General features: G+C 71.0%; 21 protein-coding genes and 1 pseudogene. 10 read left to right on the plus strand and 12 right to left on the minus strand.

Translation table 11 applies throughout. The features are described 5' to 3' along the window. Positions 1-55 precede the first annotated feature (55 nt). A complete protein-coding gene (locus ACIHCM_RS14965) occupies positions 56-748 on the plus strand; it encodes a uridine kinase (protein WP_399894756.1) in 693 nt (230 codons plus the stop codon). Positions 749-874: 126 nt separating this feature from the next. Here the strand turns inward: ACIHCM_RS14965 and ACIHCM_RS14970 are convergent, their stop codons facing one another. Continuing rightward, the gene (locus ACIHCM_RS14970) at positions 875-1,618 is read right to left on the minus strand and encodes a SigE family RNA polymerase sigma factor (protein ID WP_399894759.1); all 744 of its coding nucleotides are present in this window, start codon (positions 1,616-1,618) and stop codon (positions 875-877) included. A gap of 243 nt (positions 1,619-1,861) precedes the next feature. On the opposite strand from ACIHCM_RS14970, the gene afsQ1 reads away from it, so the two are divergent. From afsQ1 to ACIHCM_RS14995, 5 genes are all read left to right on the plus strand, one after another. Next, the gene (gene afsQ1 / locus ACIHCM_RS14975) at positions 1,862-2,539 is read left to right on the plus strand and encodes a two-component system response regulator AfsQ1 (RefSeq protein WP_393106665.1); all 678 of its coding nucleotides are present in this window, start codon (positions 1,862-1,864) and stop codon (positions 2,537-2,539) included. After that, positions 2,536-4,101, plus strand: a complete 1,566-nt coding sequence (locus ACIHCM_RS14980) for an ATP-binding protein (protein ID WP_399894763.1) — start codon at positions 2,536-2,538, stop codon at positions 4,099-4,101. The genes afsQ1 and ACIHCM_RS14980 overlap by 4 nt, the downstream gene beginning before the upstream one ends. Positions 4,102-4,115: 14 nt before the next feature. After that, a complete protein-coding gene (locus tag ACIHCM_RS14985) occupies positions 4,116-4,718 on the plus strand; it encodes a hypothetical protein (protein WP_399894765.1) in 603 nt (200 codons plus the stop codon). A 127-nt stretch (positions 4,719-4,845) separates the two neighbouring features. Then, on the plus strand, positions 4,846-5,436 hold the full coding sequence (locus ACIHCM_RS14990) for a VanZ family protein (protein ID WP_399894767.1): 591 nt from the start codon (positions 4,846-4,848) through the stop codon (positions 5,434-5,436). A gap of 76 nt (positions 5,437-5,512) precedes the next feature. Beyond that, positions 5,513-5,716: a PspC domain-containing protein gene (locus ACIHCM_RS14995; RefSeq protein WP_399894770.1), complete on the plus strand. Its 204-nt coding sequence runs from the start codon at positions 5,513-5,515 to the stop codon at positions 5,714-5,716. 93 nt (positions 5,717-5,809) lie between these two features. Here ACIHCM_RS14995 and ACIHCM_RS15000 read toward each other — a convergent pair whose 3' ends face one another. After that, complete coding sequence (locus ACIHCM_RS15000) at positions 5,810-6,166, minus strand: ATP-binding protein (protein ID WP_399894773.1); 357 nt, start codon at positions 6,164-6,166, stop codon at positions 5,810-5,812. Positions 6,167-6,320: 154 nt separating this feature from the next. Beyond that, entirely contained in the window at positions 6,321-7,484 is a 1,164-nt protein-coding gene (locus ACIHCM_RS15005; protein WP_399894776.1) for an adenosine deaminase, read from the minus strand. A gap of 113 nt (positions 7,485-7,597) precedes the next feature. Here ACIHCM_RS15005 and ACIHCM_RS15010 point away from each other — a divergent pair, with 113 nt between their 5' ends. After that, positions 7,598-8,359: an alpha/beta hydrolase gene (locus ACIHCM_RS15010; RefSeq protein WP_399894779.1), complete on the plus strand. Its 762-nt coding sequence runs from the start codon at positions 7,598-7,600 to the stop codon at positions 8,357-8,359. Between the two features lie 61 nt (positions 8,360-8,420). On the opposite strand, the gene ACIHCM_RS15015 is transcribed toward ACIHCM_RS15010, so the two are convergent. Continuing rightward, a complete protein-coding gene (locus ACIHCM_RS15015; RefSeq protein ID WP_399894782.1) occupies positions 8,421-9,374 on the minus strand; it encodes a LysR substrate-binding domain-containing protein in 954 nt (317 codons plus the stop codon). 63 nt (positions 9,375-9,437) lie between these two features. Here ACIHCM_RS15015 and ACIHCM_RS15020 point away from each other — a divergent pair, with 63 nt between their 5' ends. Both ACIHCM_RS15020 and ACIHCM_RS15025 read left to right on the plus strand, forming a co-directional pair. Next, positions 9,438-10,715 (plus strand): MFS transporter, encoded by a 1,278-nt coding sequence (locus ACIHCM_RS15020; RefSeq protein WP_399894784.1) that lies wholly within the window; start codon positions 9,438-9,440, stop codon positions 10,713-10,715. Positions 10,716-10,955: 240 nt separating this feature from the next. Then, entirely contained in the window at positions 10,956-11,972 is a 1,017-nt protein-coding gene (locus tag ACIHCM_RS15025) for a sigma-70 family RNA polymerase sigma factor (protein ID WP_399894786.1), read from the plus strand. Here ACIHCM_RS15025 and ACIHCM_RS15030 read toward each other — a convergent pair. Then, a complete protein-coding gene (locus tag ACIHCM_RS15030) occupies positions 11,856-12,200 on the minus strand; it encodes an STAS domain-containing protein (RefSeq protein WP_399894788.1) in 345 nt (114 codons plus the stop codon). The two genes, ACIHCM_RS15025 and ACIHCM_RS15030, sit on opposite strands and share 117 nt — an antisense overlap. 203 nt (positions 12,201-12,403) lie before the next feature. Between ACIHCM_RS15030 and ACIHCM_RS15035 the strand changes: the two genes are divergently transcribed. After that, positions 12,404-12,529 (plus strand): hypothetical protein, encoded by a 126-nt coding sequence (locus ACIHCM_RS15035; RefSeq protein ID WP_399894791.1) that lies wholly within the window; start codon positions 12,404-12,406, stop codon positions 12,527-12,529. A gap of 93 nt (positions 12,530-12,622) precedes the next feature. Here the strand turns inward: ACIHCM_RS15035 and ACIHCM_RS15040 are convergent, their stop codons facing one another. From ACIHCM_RS15040 to ACIHCM_RS15070, 7 genes and pseudogenes are all read right to left on the minus strand, one after another. After that, on the minus strand, positions 12,623-13,216 hold the full coding sequence (locus ACIHCM_RS15040) for a hypothetical protein (protein WP_399894794.1): 594 nt from the start codon (positions 13,214-13,216) through the stop codon (positions 12,623-12,625). A 17-nt stretch (positions 13,217-13,233) separates the two neighbouring features. Next, positions 13,234-13,317, minus strand: a pseudogene (locus ACIHCM_RS15045) (Uma2 family endonuclease); the annotation flags it as partial. A gap of 144 nt (positions 13,318-13,461) precedes the next feature. Continuing rightward, the gene (locus ACIHCM_RS15050; RefSeq protein ID WP_399894797.1) at positions 13,462-14,745 is read right to left on the minus strand and encodes a thymidine phosphorylase; all 1,284 of its coding nucleotides are present in this window, start codon (positions 14,743-14,745) and stop codon (positions 13,462-13,464) included. 70 nt (positions 14,746-14,815) lie between these two features. Next, a complete protein-coding gene (locus ACIHCM_RS15055; protein WP_399894799.1) occupies positions 14,816-15,217 on the minus strand; it encodes a cytidine deaminase in 402 nt (133 codons plus the stop codon). Further along, positions 15,214-16,479 (minus strand): ABC transporter permease, encoded by a 1,266-nt coding sequence (locus ACIHCM_RS15060; protein WP_399894802.1) that lies wholly within the window; start codon positions 16,477-16,479, stop codon positions 15,214-15,216. The genes ACIHCM_RS15055 and ACIHCM_RS15060 overlap by 4 nt, the downstream gene beginning before the upstream one ends. Continuing rightward, the gene (locus ACIHCM_RS15065; protein WP_399894805.1) at positions 16,476-17,594 is read right to left on the minus strand and encodes an ABC transporter permease; all 1,119 of its coding nucleotides are present in this window, start codon (positions 17,592-17,594) and stop codon (positions 16,476-16,478) included. Before ACIHCM_RS15065 ends, ACIHCM_RS15060 begins: the two co-directional genes overlap by 4 nt. Further along, a complete protein-coding gene (locus tag ACIHCM_RS15070) occupies positions 17,594-19,237 on the minus strand; it encodes an ABC transporter ATP-binding protein (RefSeq protein ID WP_399895551.1) in 1,644 nt (547 codons plus the stop codon). Before ACIHCM_RS15070 ends, ACIHCM_RS15065 begins: the two co-directional genes overlap by 1 nt. Positions 19,238-19,250 lie beyond the last annotated feature (13 nt).

Raw genomic sequence — 19,250 nt, forward strand, 5'->3', positions numbered from 1 at the left:
GGTCGCGTCCTGACGGCGGGCTCCCGGGCCGGGCGGCGGCAGGGATAATGACGGGATGCGCGCGGACGGAAGCCTCGCCCGCGCGGCCCCGAGACCGCCGGAGGACAACACATTGGGTTCCCATCCGCCCATACCCACCCGGGTCGTGCTGCTGTGCGGCCCGTCCGGCTCCGGCAAGTCCCTGCTCTCCGCCCGCTCCGGCCTGCCGGTCCTGCGGCTCGACGACTTCTACAAGGAAGGCACCGACCCGACGTTGCCGCTGGTCGACGGCAGCTCCGACATCGACTGGGACCACCCGGCCTCGTGGGACGCGGACGCTGCCGTCGCCGCCATCGAGGACCTGTGCCGCGCGGGCCGCACGGACCTCCCCGTCTACGACATCTCGCTCAGCGCCCGCACCGGCGCCGAGACGCTCGACATCGGGCGGACCCCGCTGTTCATCGCGGAGGGCATCTTCGCCGCCGAGATCGTCACCCGCTGCCGTGAGCTGGGTCTGCTGGCCGACGCGCTGTGCCTGAGCCGCGGCCCGGTGCGCACCTTCCGCCGTCGCTTCGTGCGCGATCTGAAGGAAGGCCGCAAGTCGGTGCCGTTCCTGCTGCGCCGCGGCTGGCGTCTGATGCGCGCAGAGCGTTCCATCGTCGCCCGCCAGACCGCGCTCGGCGCGTTCGCCTGCGACCGGGACGAGGCGATGGGCCGCCTGGCCGCCGCGGCGGCGGGACGCTGCACGACGGCACGTACGGCCGCGTAGCACACACGAAGGCGGGACTGGACGGACCCCCCGGCCCTCCAGCCCCGCTCCCCCGTGCTCCCCCGTCGTGCTTCCCCCGTTCCCCCCGGCCCCGTATTCCCCCGTACTCCCCCTGGGGCCGAACCTTCAGGCGACAAGCTCCCCGAAGGCGTGCTGCTCGTCACGGCCGAAGCTCAGGACCTCGTCCTCGCGCAGCCGGCGCAGGGAGCGCCAGATGCTCGACTTCACCGTGCCGACACTGATGTCGAGTATCTCCGCGATCTCCGGGTCGGTGCGGCCCTCGTAGTAGCGCAGGACCAGCATGGTGCGCTGGAGTTCGGGCAGCCGGGCCAGCGCCTGCCACAGGACCGCGCGCAGTTCGGTGCCACGCATCGCGTCCGTGTCGCCGGCCGTCTCCGGCAGCTCCTCGGTCGGGTACTCGTTGAGTTTACGGCGCCGCCAGGCGCTGATGTGCAGGTTGGTCATGGTCCGGCGCAGATAGCCGCCGACCGCCGCCTTGTCACTGATCCGGTCCCACGCCCGGTACGTCGAGAACAGCGCGCTCTGCAGCAGGTCCTCGGCCTCGAAGCGGTCACCGGTGAGGTGGTAGGCGGTTGCGTACAGGGAGGCGCGGCGTTCCTGTACGTAGGCGGTGAACTCCGCCTCCGTCAGTGAGCGACGCTCCCCCGGTTCCTCCCCGTACGCGGCTCCCCCGTGCGTTTCCCCCGTGAAACCGTCAACCACCGTCATGTAGGCGGTGTGCTGACGCCCGGCGCCGCGAGCGCACCCCCGCCCGCTCACAACGCCGGACTTCTCGGAACCCCGGCCCGCGTGCACGTCGTGCAGACGCGTGACCACTGCGCTGGTGCTGGTGCCGTGCAGCGTGTTCATCTCGCGCCCCCCGTCGTGGACTTACCGGTGTTCGGCCCTGCTCGTTCCTGCTTCCTTGCCTGTGCCGAAAAGCTTGCCGAGCCGACTTCATCGGTGTGTCCGCCGACTGTCACAGACGTGTCACAGGGGCGGGTCCGTACGTCCTTCGCGGAACACCGCGGCCACGGTCACGCAGAAGAGCGGTACGGCTACGCAGCCGCCCGAGTGTCGAAACGCCGGCCCACCATGGGCCAGAATGAGCCCGTGCCTTCCCTGTTGCTGATCGAGGACGACGACGCCATCCGCACGGCCCTGGAGCTCTCACTGACGCGCCAGGGACACCGCGTGGCGACCGCTGCCAGCGGTGAGGACGGTCTGAAGCTGCTGCGCGAGCAGCGGCCGGATCTGATCGTGCTGGATGTGATGCTGCCCGGTATCGACGGGTTCGAGGTGTGCCGGCGCATCCGGCGCACCGACCAGCTGCCGATCATCCTGCTGACCGCCCGCAACGACGACATCGACGTGGTGGTCGGGCTGGAGTCCGGTGCCGACGACTATGTCGTCAAACCGGTACAGGGCCGCGTGCTGGACGCACGCATCCGGGCCGTGCTGCGGCGCGGCGAGCGGGAGGCGAACGACGCGGCGGCCTTCGGCAGCCTCGTCATCGACCGCGCGGCGATGACCGTGACGAAGAACGGCGAGGACCTCCAGCTCACCCCGACCGAGCTGCGGCTGCTGCTCGAGCTGAGCCGGCGGCCCGGTCAGGCGCTGTCCCGGCAGCAGTTGCTGCGGCTGGTGTGGGAACACGACTACCTCGGTGACTCCCGGCTGGTGGACGCGTGTGTCCAGCGGCTGCGCGCGAAGGTCGAGGACGTGCCGTCGTCCCCGACCCTGATCCGTACCGTGCGCGGTGTCGGTTACCGGCTGGATCCGCCTCAGTGACCGACGCGCAAGAGGGTCTCCGCGGCTGGGCCGCGGCACGCAAGGGAGCTCTGTCGACGCTGCGCTTCACCAGTCTGCGGCTGCGGCTGGTCGTCGTGTTCGGGCTGGTGGCGCTGACCGCCGCGGTGTCCGCGTCCGGGATCGCGTACTGGCTCAACCGCGAGGCCGTGCTGACCCGCGCCCAGGACGCGGTGCTGCGCGACTTCGAGCAGGAGATGCAGAACCGCGCCGGCGCCCTGCCCGCCCACCCCACCCAGGACGAACTCCAGCGCACCGCCGGTCAGATGGCCGGCAGCAGCCAGCGTTTCAGTGTGCTCCTGGTCGCCGAGGACGCGTCGGGCAAGGCGGTCCACGGCAGTTCCGGCGGCCTGAACGACGGCTTCGCGCTGACCGACGTACCGAAGTCGCTGCGGGCGGCCGTGAACAAGGAGCAGCCGCTCACCTCCAACAACAGATCCCCGTACCACCTGTACTGGCAGCGGATCGTCGACGGCGGCACGCCGTACCTGGTGGCCGGCACACGGGTGATCGGCGGTGGGCCGACCGGCTACATGGTCAAGTCGCTGGAGCCGGAGGCCAAGGACCTCAACTCGCTGGCCTGGTCGCTCGGTATCGCCACCGGCCTCGCGCTGATCGGCTCGGCGCTGCTCGCGCAGGCCGCCGCCACGACGGTGCTGAAGCCCGTGCACCGGCTCGGTGTCGCCGCGCGGCGGCTCGGGGAGGGCAAGCTGGACACCCGGCTCAGGGAGTCCGGCACCGATGAACTGGCCGATCTGTCACGGACGTTCAACAGGACCGCGGAGGCGCTGGAGAAGCGCGTCGCGGACATGGCCGCGCGGGACGAGGCGTCCCGGCGGTTCGTCGCGGACATGAGCCACGAGCTGCGCACACCGCTCACCGCGATCACGGCCGTGACGGAGGTGCTGGAGGAGGAGCTGGACTCCGAGAGCGGCGGCCTCGACCCGATGATCGAGCCCGCGGTACGGCTGGTCGTGAGCGAGACGCGGCGGCTGAACGACCTGGTCGAGAACCTGATGGAGGTCACCCGCTTCGACGCGGGCACCGCCCGGCTGGTCCTCGACGACGTCGACGTCGCCGACCAGATCACCGCCTGCATCGACGCCCGCGCCTGGCTGGACGCGGTCGAGCTGGACGCGGCGCGCGGCATCCACGCCCGCCTCGACCCCCGCCGCCTGGACGTCATACTCGCCAACCTCATCGGCAACGCCCTCAAGCACGGCGGTTCGCCGGTGCGGGTGGCCGTGCGCGAGGAGGACAGCGAAGTCGTCATCCAGGTGCGGGACCACGGCCCCGGCATTCCCGAGGACGTCCTGCCGCACGTGTTCGACCGCTTCTACAAGGCCAGCGCCTCCCGGCCGCGCTCCGAGGGAAGCGGCCTCGGCCTGTCCATCGCCCTGGAGAACGCCCACATCCACGGCGGCGACATCACCGCCACCAACTCCCCCGAAGGCGGCGCGGTGTTCACGCTGCGGCTGCCGCGGGACGCGTCGGACGTGGTCCGGGCGGCACAGGAGCAGGGCTCGGAGAAGGAAGACACGTGAGGAAGGGCCGACGCGTGCGGAACGCTCGTCTCCTGGTGGTGCCGGTGTTCGCCGCGCTGCTCGCCGGCTGCGGCATCCGGGCCACCGAGGTGCCGACGGACTTCGGCCCGGCGCCCTCGCGGGCGCACTGCTCCCTTGCCGGGTCCCCGGTCACCACGCAGTCCGCGGCGGGGATGCCGGTGCAGGTGTTCCTGCTCTGCGGTTCGTCGCTGGTCACCGTCGACCGGGCCGTGCGGGTGCCCGAGGGCGCGGAGGACGCCGAGCGCCGGGTGCTGGTGGCGCAGGGCCTGCTGGACGAGCTCGCCGGAACGCCCTCGGCGGCCGAGAAGCAGGCCGGGTACTCCACGGATGTACGCGCGGGTACGACGGTGAGCGGGCCCGGGCCGCGGGACCCGGAGGACACCCTGCGGCTGACGACCGCCCCCGAATCGCTGACCTCCTACGCCCTCGCCCAGATCGTCTGTACGTTCTCCGACTCGGCGGCGGCCGAGGGGGACGGCTCGGTGATCCTCGGCGGCCCCGGAACCGCGCCGCCCCGCCGCTACGAGTGCACGGACGACGTCCGCGCCCGTCCGGGCGCGGTGGAGCCGCCGTCGGCCGAGGTCAGGGGCGGCTGACGGCCGGTTCGGCGGAGCGGCCGACGGCCGTTCCACGGGCGGCCGGCGGGGGGTGTGGCGCAGGCCTCACCGGGGTAGGGGGTCCCGGCCCGGAACCGATCGTGCCGAAGCCCGCGTCTTGGGGGGCGTGCAGCGTCAAGGCTCCAGGGGCGGCAGCGCCGCGATCCACATGCGCGTGACGGGGGGTGTCCTCCTCGCCGCGTACCTCGCCCTCGTCGCCTGGTACACGCTGCGTCCGCTGGACGTGCCCTGGGTGTTGCCCGCCAACCTGCGTCCGCTTGCCGGTATCCGCGCCGACCTCGCGCTGGGCTGGCCGGAGGCGGCGCGCGGTATCGGGGGCGGCCTCGGGCTCCTCGCGCCGCTGGGCGTGCTGCTGCCGCTGGCCGGTGGCAGACTGCGGGTCCCGCCGCTCGGCTCCCTGGTCCGCACGGTCACCGCCGGGGCGCTGATCTCGCTCGGCATAGAGCTGCTCCAGACCGGCGTGCCCGGGCAGATCGTGGACGTCGACTCCTTGCTGCTGAACACCACGGGGGTCGCCCTCACCCATGCCGCCCTCGTCCCGGCCGGCCGCCACTGGCTGCGCCGCAGGGCACAGGACCGGCGCCGGACGCCGCTGCCGGCGCCGCCGAGGGAGGACACCTCTCAGGGTCGGACCCCGACGATTCCCAGGGTCGGGATCGCCCCGTGGAGCGACGCTTTGCCCCCTTCGTCGCCGTAGCGTTGTTGTCAGACGGGGCCGGAAGAAGCCCCGGAAAGACGCACCGCGAACGAGCCGCAGAGACGAAGGAGTCCCGATGAGCCGCCTTGCCCGCCCCACCAGTGGTCGGATGATCGGCGGAGTGTGTGCAGCGCTGGCACGGCGCTTCGGCACCTCCGCGACCACGATGCGAGTGATCTTCCTTGTCTCCTGCCTGCTGCCCGGCCCCCAGTTCCTGCTCTACATAGCGCTGTGGATCCTGCTGCCGACGGACGGCAAGGCCGCCCGCACGGCCTGGTGACAGCCACCTGATCTGCCCTCCCTCAGGGGCCACACGCCGATGGGGCGCAACCCTTCCCAGGTGCGCCCCATCGGCACGTCCACAGCCGGTGGCTCAGCCCAGCGGGATGCCGTTCACCGGGGTGCCGTGGGTGGGCAGGCCCTGCACCGGCAGTCCGCCGAGCAGGCCGGCGGCCGGTCCGCTGGGACCCTTGGCGAGCACCGACTCAGCGGCCGGCTGGGCCGCCCGCAGGCCCGCGCCGAGCGCCGTCTGCCCCTGGGCCAGCGCCTCGGCGGAACCGGGCACCGCCTGGTTGAGGTTCTCCGCCGGCAGCGTCATCGCGACCGTGTCCAGCGTCTGGGCGGCGTCGGGGAGGGCGGCCGGAGCGGCCTCGGCGGCACCCGCACCGGCGGCGGCGAAGGCGGCACCGAGAGCGGCGACACCGAGGGTCTTGGCAGCAGACTGCTTCATGGTGAATTGCGTCCTTGACTGGCTTGAAATGGGATAACGGGAATTGACGGCTCAGGAGAGGAGCGGTTCAAGAACGTAGACACGCCGGAGCACCCTCCGCAAACATCGAGATGCGGACGGATTGTGAATGGCCGCCCGCATCCCGCTGTCCCGCTCAGCCCTGAGAACCCGCGGAATCCCTGGTGGAAGCGGTCTGCTGGAACAGCCATTCGGACTTCAGCTCGGCATAGCCGGGCTTGATCACGTCATTGATCATGGCCAGTCGTTCATCGAAAGGAATGAATGCTGACTTCATAGCATTGACTGAGAACCACTGCATGTCGTCGAACGTATAACCGAACGCCTCGACAAGATGCTCGAATTCCCGGCTCATGCTGGTGTGCGACATCAGCCGGTTGTCGGTGTTCACCGTGGCCCGGAAGTACAGCCTTCGCAGCAGACCGATGGGGTGGTCGGCGTACGAGGAGGCCGCGCCGGTCTGGAGGTTGGAGCTGGGGCACAGCTCCAGCGGGATGCGCTTGTCCCGGACGTAGGAGGCGAGCCGGCCGAGCTTCACACTGCCGTCCTCGGCGACCTCGATGTCGTCGATGATCCGCACCCCGTGCCCGAGCCGGTCGGCGCCGCACCACTGCAGGGCCTGCCAGATGGACGGCAGACCGAAGGCCTCACCGGCGTGGATGGTGAAGTGGTTGTTCTCGCGCTTGAGGTACTCGAACGCGTCGAGGTGCCGGGTGGGCGGGTAGCCGGCCTCGGCGCCCGCGATGTCGAAGCCGACGACACCCATGTCCCGGTAGCGGTTGGCCAGTTCGGCGATCTCCAGGGCGCGGGCCGCGTGCCGCATGGCGGTGAGCAGGGCACCCACGCGGATGCGGTGGCCGCCTTCACGAGCGATCCGCTCGCCTTCGCGGAAGCCCTCGTTGACGGCCTCGACCACCTCTTCGAGGGTGAGGCCGCCCTCCAGATGCTGTTCGGGGGCGTAGCGCACCTCGGCGTAGACGACGCCGTCCTCGGCGAGGTCCTCGGCACACTCGGCGGCGACCCGGACCAGGGCCTCACGGGTCTGCATGACGCCGACGGTGTGCGAGAAGGTCTCCAGATACCGCTCCAGGGATCCGGAGTCGGCGGCCTCGCGGAACCACAGGCCGAGCTTGCCGGGGTCCGTGTCGGGGAGCTGGTCGTAGCCGCTGTCGCGGGCGAGGTCGACGACGGTGCCGGGACGCAGCCCGCCGTCGAGGTGGTCGTGCAGCAGAACCTTGGGTGCCCGGCGGATCTGGTCCGGGCTCGGGGTGTGCCCCATCCGGTCAGTCTGGCTCGTCATTTTCGCACTCTAACTCCTACGCGCGTAGATCGCCGGGTGTACGTTTTCGTCGATACGTAACGGTGACCGTGCGGACGGGTCGCGTACACCGGTGCTTCTGACACTGTTCTGTCATGGGACAGCAAGCGACGCCGGTTCGCACGGCACGGCTGGGACGGGCGTTCGGTCCGGAACCGACGGCGGTGAGCGGAGTGGTGCTGCTGCTCCCCGGCGGCGAGGCGAGCTCCGCCCGCAGACCCTCCCCTCTGCTCGCGGCCGCGTCCGTACGGGGGTTGGGGCGCCGGCTGGTACGCGCGGGGCGGGCGGAAGGGCTGGCCGCGCACGTCGTGCACTACCGCTGCCGGGGGTGGAACGGCAGCGAGGCACATCTCGCCCGGGACGCCTCCTGGGCAGCCGACGAGGCGGTACGGCGCTACGGCGACGTCCCCGTCTGCCTGGCCGGGATCGACATGGGCGGGCGCGCGGCGCTGCACGCGGGCGGGCACGAGGCCGTCAACTCCGTGCTGTCCCTTGCCCCCTGGCTGCCCGAGGACGACGTGGCGGCCTCACCCGAACCGGTGAAGCAGCTGGTGGGGCGGCGGGTGCTGATCGTGCACGGCACCAACGACGAGCGGACGGATCCTGAGCTGTCGTTCCGGTACGCGGCACGGGCTAAGAAGGTCAACCGGGACGTGTGCCGGTTCGAAGTGCACTCCGATCGGCACGGGTTGCATCAGCACCGGGACGAAGTGCTCGCTCTGGCGGAGGACTTCGTGATGGGCGTGCTCTTCGGGCGGGGGTTCTCACGGCCGGTGGAGGACGCGCTGGCGGCTCCGCCGCCGTTGGGGTTGCGGATGCCGTTGGCTGCGGGGTTCGGGCGGTCGTTGCGGCGGTGAGGTGGGTGCGGCGGTAGTGGAGGCGAGCGCGTGACCCCTGGGACGTCCGGGCGCTTCCGGGTCAGGTGGGGAGCAGGTTTCCTCTCCTGGAGAGCAGGAACTTCTTGAAGGCCGCCACCGGGGGTGTGTCCGGATGGCCCTCCAGCCAGGCCACGCCGATCTCGCGGGCCGCGCGCGGTGCCGTCACCGTCAGTTCCACCACGCCGGGGCGGGCCACCGCCGGGGGTGGCAGGAGCGCCACGCCCAGGCCCGCGGCCACCAGGCCGCGCAGGGTCTCCGCCTCCTCGCCCTCGAAGGCGATACGGGGCTTGAAGCCGGCCTCACGGCAGAGGTCGTCGGTGATACGGCGGAGCCCGTAGCCGGGTTCCAAGGTCACGAAGGTCTCCTCGGCCGCCTCGGCGAGGCGGATGCGCCTGCGGGTGGCCAGGCGGTGGTCGGCAGGGACGACGAGGCGGAGTTTCTGCTCGTCGAGGCGGCGGGCCACCAGGTCGGGGGCGTCCGGGACCGGCGAGGTGAGACAGAGGTCCAGTTCACCGGCGCGGAGGCGTTCGATCATGGCTTCGCCGTAGTTCTGGACCAGGCTGAACCGGACCCGCGGGTGGTCCGCGCGGAACGCGTGCAGGAGGCCCGGGACGGTCTCCGCCCCCATGGTGTGCAGAAAGCCGAACGCCACCTTGCCGGTGGTGGGGTCGGCGTCGGCGCGCACCTCGTCGGCGGCCCGCTCGATCTCCGCGAGGGCGCGGTCCACGGAGGCGAGAAAAGTGCGGCCGGCGGTGGTGAGGGAGACGGTCCGGCCGCGGCGGGCGAACAGGTCCACGCCCAGGTCCTGTTCGAGGCGGACCATGGCACGGGAGAGGGTGGACTGGGGGACGTTCATCTCCTGCGCCGCCCGGGTGACGTGCTCGGTGCGCGCTACGCCGGCGAAGTAGGCCAGGCGTGGGGCGAGGACCGTGACGATGTCTTCTGTGTCACTGGTTGGTGACAGCCGGGGCTGTGAGCTTGGTTGATGCACCATGGGAACGATTATGACGATTCCATGCATTGGACGGATGAGCGACGGCGTACGTAGCTTCGAAGCATGACTCCCGCCAGTACCGGGGCGTCCACCGTCGTGGGCGCCGTTCCTTCCGCTCCCGTCTCCGACTCCCGTATGGCCCCGGGCGGCCCCGGCTACCGCCGGATGAGCTTCGCCCTCTTTCTCGCGGGTGTCGCCACCTTCGCGCTGCTGTACTCCACGCAGGCTCTGCTCCCCCTGATCTCGGGGGACCTCGGGGTGACGGCGAGCGCGGCCAGCTGGACCGTGGCGGCGGCGACGGGTGGTCTGGCGCTGTTCGTGATCCCGATGAGCGCGCTGTCCGAGCGGTTCGGGCGCCGTACGGTCATGACGGTGTCGCTGGCGGTGGCGGTGGCCGTGGCGTTGGTGGTGCCGTTCGCCGGCTCGCTGACCACGCTGGTCGCGCTGCGGGCGGTGCAGGGCGCTGCGCTGGCCGGGCTGCCGGCTTCGGCGACGGCGTATCTGGCGGAGGAGGTCCGGCCCCGGGCGCTGGTGACGGCGATCGGGCTGTTCGTCGCGGGCAACAGCGTCGGGGGGATGAGCGGCCGGGTCATCACCGGGTGGGTCGCGCAGGAGTGGGGCTGGCGGGTGGCCGTCGGCGCGCTGGGCGTGCTCGCCGTGGGGTGCGCGGTCGCGTTCCGGCTGCTGCTGCCGGAACCCCGGCACTTCGTCGCGGGGTCGCTGCGGCCGCGGGTGCTGCTCGGGACGGTGCGTGAGCATCTGGGCAATCCGCTGCTGCGGCGTCTGTACGCGATCGGTGCGCTGTTCATGACGGTGTTCGGCGGGGTGTACACGGTGATCGGGTACCGGCTGACGCAGGAGCCGTTCGGGCTGCCGCAGGGTGTGGTGGGCTCGATCTTCCTCGTCTACCTGGTGGGCACGGTGGCGGCGTCCACCGCCGGCCGGCTGGTGGGGCGGCTGGGGCGCAGGGGTGCGCTGTACCTGGGTGGCGGTACCACGGCGCTGGGGCTGGTGCTGTCGCTGTCCGACTCGCTGGCACTGGTGCTGCTCGGGCTGGTGCTGATCACGGCGGGCTTCTTTGCGGGGCACGCGGTGGCCTCGTCGGCGGTCAGCAAGACGGCGACGCATGGGCGGGCGCAGGCGTCCGCGCTGTACCAGTCGGCGTACTACGTCGGGTCCAGCGCCGGGAGCACGGTGGGGGCCATGGCCTTCCACGCGGGGGGCTGGGGCGGGACCGTGGGGGTCGGGCTGCTGGCGGTGCTGGGGGTTGTGGGGATCACGCTGGTGGGGTCGAGGGCGGCTCGGGTGGCTTCGGCGCGGGCGGCGCGAGCGACTGTGTAGGCGGATGCTGGGGCGGCCTGCTTTCTGTCCGGTGGGGTTGCTGTAGCGCGTTCGGTGGTGGGGTGGGGCGGTGCCGTGGGCGACTGCGGGCCCGCGGGGGCCTGTGGTGGTTTCGGAGCCCCCGTCTGAACAGCGCCTTTTCCGACTCGGGGGGCCATTGTCAGTGGGCTGCGGTAGCTTCCGAAGTGCTGGGCGCAATGGTGCGCGGGCACAGGGAACGGCCACAGGGGTGGGTGGACGATGAGCAACGGCACGGCGACTACGACAGATCTCGACGCCACACTGGAGAAACACCGGGTCGAGCTGACGGGCTACTGCTATCGCATGCTGGGCTCGTCCTTCGAGGCGGAGGACGCGGTCCAGGACACCCTCGTCCGCGCATGGCGCAGCTTCGACAAGTTCGAGGGTCGCTCCAGCATCCGGTCCTGGCTCTACCGCATCGCGACCAACGTCTGCCTGGACATGCTGAACGCGGGCAACAAGCGCGCCAGGCCGATGGACCTGTCGGAGGCCACCCCGCTCGCCCGGGCCGCGCTGTCGCCGCGCCCCGACCACACCTGGCTGGAGCCGATGCCGGACGCGCGTGTGCTGCCTTCGACCGCCGACCCGGCGGAGGCCGCGGTCGCCAAGGAGTCCGTGCGGCTGGCGTTCATGGCCGCCCTTCAGCAGCTGCCGCCCAAGCAGCGCGCCGTGCTGATCCTGCGCGAGGTGCTGGCCTGGAAGGCGAGCGAGGTCGCCGAGCTGCTCGGCACCTCGGTGGCGTCGGTGAACAGCGCGTTGCAGCGCGCCCGCGCGACGCTGGCCGAGCGGGACGACCAGGGAGCCGGGGCGGTGGTGTCGGATCCCCTGGACGCGGAGCAGCAGAAGCTCCTGGAGCGGTATGTCGCGGCCTTCGAGGGCTACGACATGACGGCGCTGACCGCCCTGCTCCACGAGGACGCCGTGATGACGATGCCGCCGTTCGACCTGTGGCTGCGCGGCCCGGCCGACATCACGGGCTTCATGACCACCCTCGGCTCCGCCTGCGCCGGCTCCCGGTTGCGGCCCGTCGAGGTCAACGGCCTGCCGGGCTTCGCGCACTACAAGCCGGACCCGGAGTCGGGCGGCTTCACCCCATGGGCGGTGCAGGTGCTGGAGATCTCAGACGGCCGGATCACCGGTTTCCACTGTTTCCTCGACACCAAGCGGTGGTTCCCGCTGTTCGGGCTGCCCCTCCACCTCGAAGCGGAGGCCGACCAGGTCGAGGAGGGAGTGTAGCGCGGGGTCGGGGTCGCGGAGCCGGATCCCGCTTCCGGCCCGCTTCGCCGTCAGCGCCAGCCGGGCCAGCAGGTCGACGGTCGCGAGACCTGGTGGCCCGAGGCCTCCGACGTCACATACGACCACCGGCGCCCCGGTGTCCTCCAGCAACGCCTGCACGTCATCGCAGAGCCCTGTCACCTCGTCCCGGGTGACGGGGCCGGCCAGCACGATTTCGGCAGGTGTCATGGCATCCACGACCCGGTAGACCGGCGGGGCCGCCCTAACTCATCGCCGAGGGGCTCCTCGTCGCGCCGCGAACCACATTGACCTGGCCGAGGAGCGCCTCCGAGGGTTGGGGGTATGCGCCATGGACCGCCCAACGGGGCTCCGGGTGGACGACGGCGAGGATCCACCGGCGGACATTCCCGAAGCCATAACGCCAGAGATACTTGCCCAGTTGCTGGAAGATCCACTGGACCGGCACCGGCGTTGCCGAGGCACAGGGCCTCCCGGACGGCGTGTTCGGCACCGACCAGGAGGTCGTCGTTCAGGAGATCCAGGCCGTCAACCGATGAGACGCACGCCCCAGGCCGCACGTGCGCAAGGGCCGTACTTCGGCACGCAGGCGCGGTGACGAACTCGGCAAGCTTGCCGACGAGTTGGCGGACTCACTCCGGCTGTGGTGACCCTGACGGACGGGGCGGCGTTCTGCGGTTGCCGATCGGGGCACCCAACCCGAACTTCTCCCAGGGGACCATGGCCAGCGGCATCCAGCTGAAACCGATGGCGAAGACTCCGACAAGGGTGAGGATCCCCTCGGGCAGGATCCACCCCAACTGGGCGACGACCATCGCAACGAGCAGCAGGTAGAGGTCGAAGACGAAGACCGCCAGCACCTTGCGTGCGGCAGCCCCGGGGCCGACGCGCGGGGTCTCCCTGCTTCCCCGCACCATGCCGAAGAGGATCAACGGCAGCATCAGGCCGGTCACCGCGCCGATGGCGATGCCTCCGATCACCAGGGCGTTGTGGCCGTCACCGGGCACCAGCGTCGACAGGGGTGCCGCGTCCACCACCCTGCCGAGGAGCACCACGCCGGCATAGGCGCCGAGCGTCGCCGTGGCCAGAACAAGAAGGATTCCCCCGGCGAAGGCGACACTTCCGGCAAGCGAGCGCTGGCAGCGCTGTTCGGGATCTCCCAGCGCGGGAGCACCCTTCCGCTGCGCCACAGGGAACGGGGGCCGGTGCTGCTCGCGGTGTCTCATAGCAACTCGCCGAACTCGGCCGTGGCGTAGGCGGGAGGCTTGCTGACGCGGTCCTGACGGGCGTTCGACCTCGGGGCCACCTCGACGACCAGTTCGGCGAGGTCGTCCCAGCTCTGCTCGGGATCCTGGCTCACGGTGAGTGCGCTGATGGCGGTCTCCTCTTCGGTGCGTCACCGAAGCCAGCATGCCGAACGGGACCGATGCCGGTCCACCGGTCCCGTTCGCCCGTAGGAGAGAGCCGCAGGTCAGGCGATACGTTCCAGCACCACCGGGGACGGCGTGCAGGGCGTGCCGGGGGCCGCGACGTCGTAGCAGCCGTCGATGGCCTCGAGGGCGTAGTCGAAGCGCTCCGGGGTGTCGGTGTGCAGGGTCAGCAGCGGCTGGCCCTCGGTCACCGGGTCGCCGGGCTTGGCGTGGAGCTCGATGCCCGCGGCGGCCTGCACCGGGTCCTCCTTGCGGGCGCGGCCGGCACCCAGGCGCCAGGCGGCGATGCCGATGTCGTAGGCGTCGAGGCGGGTGAGGACGCCGGAGGACGGGGCCTTGACGACGTGCTGCTCGCGGGAGGTGGGCAGCGGGGCGTCGGGGTCGCCGCCCTGGGCCGCGATCATGCGGCGCCAGACGTCCATCGCCGAGCCGTCGGCCAGCGCCTTCGCGGGGTCGGCGTCGCGGATGCCCGCCGCCTGGAGCATTTCGCGGGCCAGCGCGACCGTCAGTTCGACCACGTCGGCGGGGCCGCCGCCGGCCAGGACCTCCACCGACTCGCGGACCTCCAGCGCGTTGCCTGCCGTCAGGCCCAGCGGCGTCGACATGTCCGTCAGGAGGGCGACGGTCTTCACGCCGTGGTCCGTGCCCAGGCCCACCATGGTGGAGGCCAGTTCGCGGGCGTCGTCCAGGGTCTTCATGAAGGCGCCGGTGCCGACCTTCACGTCCAGGACCAGCGAGCCGGTGCCCTCGGCGATCTTCTTGGACATGATGGAGGAGGCGATCAGAGGGATCGCCTCGACCGTGCCCGTGACGTCCCGCAGTGCGTAGAGCTTCTTGTCGGCGGGGGCGAGGCCGTCGCCCGCCGCGCAGATCACCGCGCCGGTCGTGTCCAGGACGTTCAGCATCTCCTCGTTGGAGAGCAGCGCGCGCCAGCCGGGGATGGACTCCAGCTTGTCCAGCGTGCCGCCGGTGTGGCCGAGGCCGCGGCCCGAGAGCTGGGGGACGGCCGCGCCGCATGCCGCGACCAGGGGTGCCAGCGGAAGGGTGATCTTGTCGCCGACACCGCCCGTGGAGTGCTTGTCCGCCGTGGGCCGGGACAGGGACGAGAAGTCCATGCGCTCGCCGGAGGCGATCATCGCCGCCGTCCAGCGGGCGATCTCGCGGCGGTTCATGCCGTTGAGCAGGATGGCCATGGCGAGCGCCGACATCTGCTCGTCGGCCACCTCGCCACGCGTGTACGCGTCGATGACCCAGTCGATCTGCTCGTCGCTGAGCTCACCGCGGTCCCGCTTGGTGCGGATGACGGAGATGGCGTCCATGGCCATGCTGGCTTTCCTTCCGGGGATTGCGAAAAGTACGGCCCCTGTGGAACAGGTCCCAGGGGCCGTACGGGAGTTACGAGGAGAGGTGCTCCGGCCCGAAGGCGTGGGGCAGCATCTCCGACAGCGGCAGGATGCCCGCCGGGGTGTCCAGCAGCAGGCCGGCGCCGCCGAACTCGTAGAGCAGCTGCCGGCAGCGGCCGCACGGGACGAGCAGCTCGCCCCGGCCGTCGACGCACGTGAAGTGCGTCAGCCGGCCGCCGCCGGTGCGGTGCAGCTCCGAGACCAGCCCGCACTCGGCGCACAGGGAGAGGCCGTACGAGGCGTTCTCGACGTTGCAGCCCGAGATGGTGCGTCCGTCGTCCACCAGGGCGGCGACGCCGACGGCGTAGCCGGAGTAGGGGGCGTACGCGTGGGTCATGGCCTCGCGGGCCACCGTGCGCAGCGCCTCCCAGTCGGCCTCGGCGGGCGGTGTCACTTGCCCTGTCCCTTCCGGTACGGCATACCGTCGGCCTTCGGCGGCCGCAGTCGCTGCGCCGAGAGCGCGAGGACGACCAGCGTGATGACGTACGGGGTGGCGGAGACGACCTGGTTGGGGACCTCGTCGGTGGTGGCGTACCAGGCGAAGACCAGGGCGCCGGCGACGAGGGTGATCACCGCGTTCACGTACTTCTTGCGGATCACCAGCCAGACGGCACCGATGATCAGCAGCAGCGCGCCGAGCAGCAGCAGGGCGTGGACGTTCTCGGAGCCGCCGCGCAGGTTGAGGCTGTCGGTGTAGCCGAACAGGCCCGCGCCGATGGCCAGTCCGCCCGGCATCCAGTTACCGAAGATCATCGCGGCGAGGCCGATGTAACCGCGGCCGCTGACCTGGCCCTCCAGGTAGAAGGGGTTGGCGACGATGGAGAGGAAGACGCCACCGAGGCCGGCCAGGCCGCCGGAGATGATCACGGCGATGTACTTGTACTTGTAGACGTTGACGCCGAGGGACTCGGCCGCCACCGGGTTCTCGCCGCAGGAGCGCAGCCGCAGGCCGAACGCGGTGCGCCACAGGATCCACCAGGTGGCGGGGATCAGCGCGATGGCCACCAGGGTCAGCCAGGAGACGTTGGTGACCAGGCCGCCGAGCAGGCCCGCGATGTCGGAGATCAGGAACCAGCCCTGGTTGTTGATCTCGCGTAGCCCGTCGGAGAGGCCCGGCACCGTGAAGTTGCCGAGGGACTCCACCGCCGGGGACTGCTTGGCGGAGCCGCCCGCGTGGCCCTCGAAGGCGAGCGGTGCCAGGTAGCGGGTGGCGCCGAGGGCGAGGATGTTGATGGCCACACCGGAGACGATGTGGTTGACGTTGAAGGTGACGGTGACGAAGGCGTGCAGCAGGCCGCCGAGGCAGCCGCCGATGATGCCGACCAGGACACCGGTCCAGGGGCCCCACTGGAAGCCGGCCCAGGCACCGAACCAGGTGCCGAGGATCATCATGCCCTCGAGGCCGATGTTGACCACGCCCGCCCGCTCGGCCCACAGGCCGCCGAGGCCGGCGAGGCCGATCGGCACGGCGAGCTGGAGGGCGGTGGACATCTGGCTGACGTTGGTGATGCCGTCCGCGCCGGTGACGATGCGGACGAGCGAGGTCAGCGCCAGGGCTCCGGCGATGATCAGCAGCAGGACGGGCCACGACAGGCGGCGGCCGGTGGGCGCCGCGGGCTGCAGCGTGGGCTGGTTGACGTCGGTCGCGGTGGTCATCGGCCAGCCACCTCCTTCGTGTTGTGGGCGCCGAGGACGTGACCGGCGGCGAGTTCGGCGCCGACGCGGCGCTGCTGGCGGCGCAGACCCCATTCGCGGACGGCCTCGTAGGAGACGACGACCGAGAGCACGATCAGGCCCTGCATGATGACCGCGATCTCCTTGTCGTAGCCGTAGAAGTCCAGCTCCGGCGAGGCCTTGTCGAGCCAGGCCCACAGCAGGGCGGCGAGCGCGATGCCCACCGGGCTGTTACGGCCGAGCAGGGCGATGCCGATGCCCAGGAAGCCGATGCCGGTGGGGAAGTTGAGGCTGTAGGTATGGGTGTCGCCCATCAGGATGGGCAGGCCCGCGAGTCCGGCGAGGGCGCCGGAGATCAGCATGGCGGTGAGCACCATGCGCTTGGGGTCGACACCGCTGGCCGCGGCGGCGGTCTCGGAGGCGCCGGAGGCGCGCAGGTCGAAGCCGAAGCGGGTGCGGTTGAGGACGACCCAGTAGCCGATGCCGAGGAGCACCGCGAGGACGACCAGGCCGTAGATCTCGCCGGCCGCGCCCATGTCGATGCCGGGCACCCAGCCCGAGGAGTGCATCTCGCCGGTGGTGTTGTTGTTGCCGACCTTGACGCCGAAGACGCTCGGCAGCCACAGGTAGCCGATGACGGAGGTGGCGATCGCGTTGAGCATGATCGTCGCGACCACCTCGCTGACGCCCCGGGTGACCTTCAGGACACCGGCGATACCGGCCCAGAAGGCGCCGGTGAACAGCGCGGTGAGGAGCAGCAGCGGGATCTGGATCGCGGCGGGCAGGTTCATGTGGGCGCCGACGATGGCGGCCATCATGGCGGCGAGCTGGTACTGGCCGTCGACACCGATGTTGAACAGGTTCATCCGGAAGCCGATGGCCACGGCGAGCGCCGCGATGTAGTACATCGAGGCCTGGTTGATGATCAGGACCTGGATGTCGGAGAAGCCGAGCTGCTCAAACATCACGGCGAACGGCTCGACCGGGTTCTTGCCCGAGGCGATCAGCACGATCGCGCTGAGCACGAAGGCCACGGCGAGCGCGATGACCGGTCCGGCCACCGCGAGGAGCACGCGCTCCTTGTCGAACTTCTTCATCAGCGGGCCTCGTCTTCCGGAGACTCGGGAGACTTGCGGATCTCGGGGGTCTCGGGGGTGTCTGCCGGGGTCTCGGGGGTCTCGTCGTGCTCCAGGTGGCCGGTCGCGGCACCCGTCATGGCGGAGCCCAGCTCCTCCGGGGTGATGGTGGCGGGGTCGGCGTCGGCGACCAGCCGGCCGTTGTAGATCACCCGGAGCGTGTCGGACAGGCCGATCAGCTCGTCCAGGTCGGCGGAGATCAGCAGCACGGCCAGGCCCTCGCGGCGGGCCTGGCGGATGTGGTCCCAGATCGCGGCCTGCGCGCCGACGTCCACACCGCGGGTGGGGTGGGCGGCGATCAGGAAGCGCGGCTTGTGGCTCATCTCGCGGCCGACGATCAGCTTCTGCTGGTTGCCGCCGGAGAGCGAGGCGGCGGTGACGTCGATGCCGGGGGTGCGGACGTCGTACGCCTCGACGATGCGGCGCGTGTCGTCCTGCGCGGCCTTCGGGTCCAGCCAGACGCCCTTGGCGTTGGGCTTCTCCGTGACGTGGCCGAGGATGCGGTTCTCCCAGAGGGGGGCCTCCAGGAGCAGGCCGTGCCGGTGGCGGTCCTCGGGGATGTAGCCGACGCCCTGCTCCCGGCGCCTGCGGGTGGGCCAGGCGGTGATCTCCTCGTCGGCGAGGCTGATCGTGCCGGAGTCGGCGTGGCGCAGGCCGATCAGCGCGTCGACCAGCTCTGTCTGGCCGTTGCCCTCGACACCGGCGATGCCCAGGACCTCGCCGGCGTGGATGGTGAAGGTGATGTCGTCGAGGAGGGCCTTGCCGCCGGGGGCGGTGAGGCGCAGCGTGTCGACGGTGAGGACCGGGCGGTCGGTGACCGTGGACCCGGCGGTCTCCGGCGTGGGCAGCTCGCTGCCGACCATCATCTCGGCGAGCTGGCGCGGGGTGGTCTCGGCGGGGACGGCCGTGCCGACGGTGGTACCGCGGCGGATCACGGTGATCTCGTCGGCGACGGAGAGGACCTCGCCCAGCTTGTGCGAGATGAAGATGACCGACAGGCCCTCGGACTTGAGCTCGCGCAGGTTGGCGAAGAGCGCGTCCACCTCCTGCGGCACGAGCACGGCGGTCGGCTCGTCGAGGATCAGCGTGGTGGCGCCGCGGTAGAGGACCTTGAGGATCTCCACGCGCTGGCGGGCGGCGACGCCGAGCTCCTCGACCAGGAGGTCGGGGCGGACACCGAGGCCGTAGCGCTCGGAGATCTCCTTGATCTTGCGGCGGGCCTTGGCGCCGATGCCGTACAGCTTCTCGCTGCCGAGGACCACGTTCTCCAGCACGGTGAGGTTGTCGGCCAGCATGAAGTGCTGGTGCACCATGCCGATGCCGCGCGTGATGGCGTCGGCCGGGCTGTGCAGGGTGACCTGTTCACCGTCGATGGTGATGGTGCCCTCGTCCGGCTTCTGCATGCCGTAGAGGATCTTCATCAGCGTCGACTTGCCGGCGCCGTTCTCACCGACGAGGGCGTGCACGGTGCCCTTGCGGACGCTGAGGTGGATGTCGTGGTTGGCCACGACGCCCGGGAAACGCTTGGTGATCCCGGCGAGTTCGACGGCGGTCGCCTGACCGTGGACCGCCGCTCCGGCCGGAGGGCTGCTGGACGCGTTGATGGCGCACTCTCCT

The sequence above is a fragment of the Streptomyces sp. NPDC052023 genome, assembly GCF_044548465.1.
GTDB lineage: Bacteria > Actinomycetota > Actinomycetes > Streptomycetales > Streptomycetaceae > Streptomyces.

Bases quoted from the DNA above. Each gene is read 5' to 3' on its own strand.
- ACIHCM_RS15065 (WP_399894805.1), bottom strand. From the start codon at position 17,594: ATGAAGAAGTTCGACAAGGAGCGCGTGCTCCTCGCGGTGGCCGGACCG.
- ACIHCM_RS15025 (WP_399894786.1), top strand. From the start codon at position 10,956: ATGAGCAACGGCACGGCGACTACGACAGATCTCGACGCCACACTGGAG.
- ACIHCM_RS14965 (WP_399894756.1), top strand. From the start codon at position 56: ATGCGCGCGGACGGAAGCCTCGCCCGCGCGGCCCCGAGACCGCCGGAG.
- ACIHCM_RS15005 (WP_399894776.1), bottom strand. From the start codon at position 7,484: ATGACGAGCCAGACTGACCGGATGGGGCACACCCCGAGCCCGGACCAG.
- ACIHCM_RS15015 (WP_399894782.1), bottom strand. From the start codon at position 9,374: ATGGTGCATCAACCAAGCTCACAGCCCCGGCTGTCACCAACCAGTGAC.
- ACIHCM_RS15040 (WP_399894794.1), bottom strand. From the start codon at position 13,216: ATGAGACACCGCGAGCAGCACCGGCCCCCGTTCCCTGTGGCGCAGCGG.
- ACIHCM_RS14970 (WP_399894759.1), bottom strand. From the start codon at position 1,618: ATGAACACGCTGCACGGCACCAGCACCAGCGCAGTGGTCACGCGTCTG.
- ACIHCM_RS15000 (WP_399894773.1), bottom strand. From the start codon at position 6,166: ATGAAGCAGTCTGCTGCCAAGACCCTCGGTGTCGCCGCTCTCGGTGCC.
- ACIHCM_RS15050 (WP_399894797.1), bottom strand. From the start codon at position 14,745: ATGGCCATGGACGCCATCTCCGTCATCCGCACCAAGCGGGACCGCGGT.
- ACIHCM_RS14995 (WP_399894770.1), top strand. From the start codon at position 5,513: ATGAGCCGCCTTGCCCGCCCCACCAGTGGTCGGATGATCGGCGGAGTG.
- ACIHCM_RS15010 (WP_399894779.1), top strand. From the start codon at position 7,598: ATGGGACAGCAAGCGACGCCGGTTCGCACGGCACGGCTGGGACGGGCG.
- ACIHCM_RS15060 (WP_399894802.1), bottom strand. From the start codon at position 16,479: ATGACCACCGCGACCGACGTCAACCAGCCCACGCTGCAGCCCGCGGCG.
- ACIHCM_RS15020 (WP_399894784.1), top strand. From the start codon at position 9,438: ATGACTCCCGCCAGTACCGGGGCGTCCACCGTCGTGGGCGCCGTTCCT.
- ACIHCM_RS15030 (WP_399894788.1), bottom strand. From the start codon at position 12,200: ATGACACCTGCCGAAATCGTGCTGGCCGGCCCCGTCACCCGGGACGAG.